Genomic DNA, 2,389 nt, shown 5'->3' with positions numbered 1-2,389 from the left:
ATCTCCTTTTACATTCTCCCTTATTTTGTATATCTTCCAAAAGTGGATGCTCCCGTTATCTTGGCCGTTAGTTGGGGGTGTATTCAGCCTACCTTTTTGCAAAGATATTCCAGTTGATAAATATCACTACACAGCTAATACTTTCAATCCACAGCAATACAATCCTCAAGAATGGGCAGATTTAGCAAAAAGTCTCGGAATGAAATATGCGATATTAACAACCAAGCATCATAATGGTTTTGCCTTATTCCATACCCAAGAATCAGACTTTTCAATCGCATCTGCACCTTACAAAAAAGATATTGTACGTGAATATGTCGAAGCGATGCGCTCTGTAGGATTGCGTATTGGTCTTTATTTTTCACTTAGTGACTGGCATCATCCTGACTATCCGGCTTGGAGAGAAGCAGATAAACCTTATCGCTTTGATCAGCTACCTCAACCTACAGCGCAACAGTGGGAGCGATATATCCAATTTATGTTCAATCAAATCCGAGAATTATTGACCAACTATGGTCAAATTGACATCATTTGGTTTGACGGAAGTTGGGAACGCACTCCAGAGCAATGGCAGGCTCAAAATTTAGCGAAAATGATTCGTGATTTACAACCGAATATTCTCATCAACGATCGTCTTCCAAATTGTGGAGACTTTGAAACTCCTGAACAGTTTATTCCGCCTCATCCACCCGATCATCCTTGGGAAACTTGTCTGACTATTAATGAAAGTTGGGGATATAATTCAGACGATCATTGCTTCAAGTCATCTCGTCAGCTAATTCATACCCTTTGCGAAGTAGCTGGCATTGGAGGCAATCTTTTGCTCAATGTTAGTCCAATGGGTAATGGACAAATCCCTCCTGAGCAGTTAGAGCGTCTCAAAGATATAGCAGATTGGATGGAGAGTCACTGTGAAAGTATACTGGATACAACCCCAGGATTAGAACCGTGGCAATTTTATGGCCCCTCAACTCGTAAGGGCGATCGCATTTATCTACACCTATTAATGAAACCCTACGAAACAATATCAGTTAGGGGTATACCAATCAAACGAGTAAAATCGGTGTTTCTTCTTGCTGACGGTACAGAACTAACTTACACAAGTCGCTGTGCAATTATGGATTCTATCCTCAATTCTAATCCGTTAGGAGAATTAACAATTGATGTACCAGAATCAGTAATTAATCCATACGTTACAGTGATTTGTATTGAGATTGATTCTTGATTAATTAATTAATTAATGTAAATTTAGCTTCTTGAGCGGGGGTATAGCTCATCTCTGATCATGCAGCCCTACCCAAACGGGTGTATATAGCGCTCCCAGTTCTCCTTATTAAATGGACTGCGCCATTTCAAAATTAAGCTCAATTCCAACTGTTGCTTTGACATACTCCCCCGAATGCGCTCCGCTAAATTCGGAGGATTCTAGCTTCAAACAGCAATTGCAGTCTGAGACTGTCTAACATCACCTAAGCCAACAGTCGATGCCCCGACTGCTTGAATGTTCTTGGCGGCGTTTTCATCGCGTCCATTTACTGATTGACACGTTGGACAACGCCACTCTCTAACTGACAAATCTAAACTTTCTAGAACGTGTCCACAATGAGAACAAGTTTTGCTGCTGGGATACCATCTATCAATAAATACAACAAGCTTATTTTTCTTTTTGGCAATCCATTCTAGTATTTGGAGAAATTCACCAAAAGCTAAGTCTGATATTTTGCGACCCCAAAGGCGTTGCATCCCTTTGAGGTTTAAGGTTTCAAAACACAGGACATCAAACTTATCTGTTAGCTCGTGAGCTAACTTCCAAAACCAATCGCGTCTTTGATTAGAAATGTCTTCGTATTTGCGTACTAAGTTCTTTCTTGCCCGTTCTCGGTTGGACGAACCCTTTATTTTTCTGGAATGGTGACGACTTGCATTGGCTACTATTTTTAACGATTGCTTAAGGAATTGGGGTGATTCAATTTGAGTTCCATCTGAACAAGTGAGAAATGTTTTTAATCCGAAGTCAAATCCCGCTATTTTACCAGTCGTAGACTCGACAAGAAGATCAATCGCATCATCAACCACAACTACCATGAACAATTCACCCAAAGGTGTCCGTTTAATAGTTAGTGTCTTGACTGTTCCCTCAATTTCCCTAGACTTCCAAAATTGATAAGTCCGATTCCCTATTTTAACTCGATTACCACCCAGGAACTTATAACCAGCTTGCTTTAAAGTGAATGATTTGTATTTCCTGACCTTCTTAAATCCTGGTGGTCTAACTCCCTTTTTGTTGTGTTTGAAAAACAATTGGGGACTTCCAGAAAATAAAATATACAGATAATAAAAATGATAATCATTGTTAGGGGGGGTGAGAGAGGCTGCCGTTGGCAGCCTC

Annotated in this window: 2 protein-coding genes; one reads left to right on the top strand and one right to left on the bottom strand. The window is 40.2% G+C overall.

Annotated elements, in window-relative coordinates; genetic code table 11:
• Positions 1 to 25: 25 nt before the first annotated feature.
• Positions 26 to 1,225, top strand: coding sequence for an alpha-L-fucosidase (locus ABF638_RS37730; RefSeq protein WP_435027844.1), 1,200 nt, complete (start codon positions 26 to 28; stop codon positions 1,223 to 1,225).
• A 206-nt stretch (positions 1,226 to 1,431) separates the two neighbouring features.
• Here ABF638_RS37730 and ABF638_RS37725 read toward each other — a convergent pair whose 3' ends face one another.
• A complete protein-coding gene (locus ABF638_RS37725) occupies positions 1,432 to 2,385 on the bottom strand; it encodes an RNA-guided endonuclease InsQ/TnpB family protein (RefSeq protein WP_435027843.1) in 954 nt (317 codons plus the stop codon).
• Positions 2,386 to 2,389: the final 4 nt, after the last annotated feature.

Origin of the sequence: Nostoc sp. CALU 1950 (assembly GCF_051172895.1) — a bacterium.
GTDB classification, from domain to species: domain Bacteria; phylum Cyanobacteriota; class Cyanobacteriia; order Cyanobacteriales; family Nostocaceae; genus Nostoc; species Nostoc edaphicum_A.
Note: the sequence above shows the minus strand (reverse complement) of the source record. Positions and strands in the feature narration are given on the sequence as shown.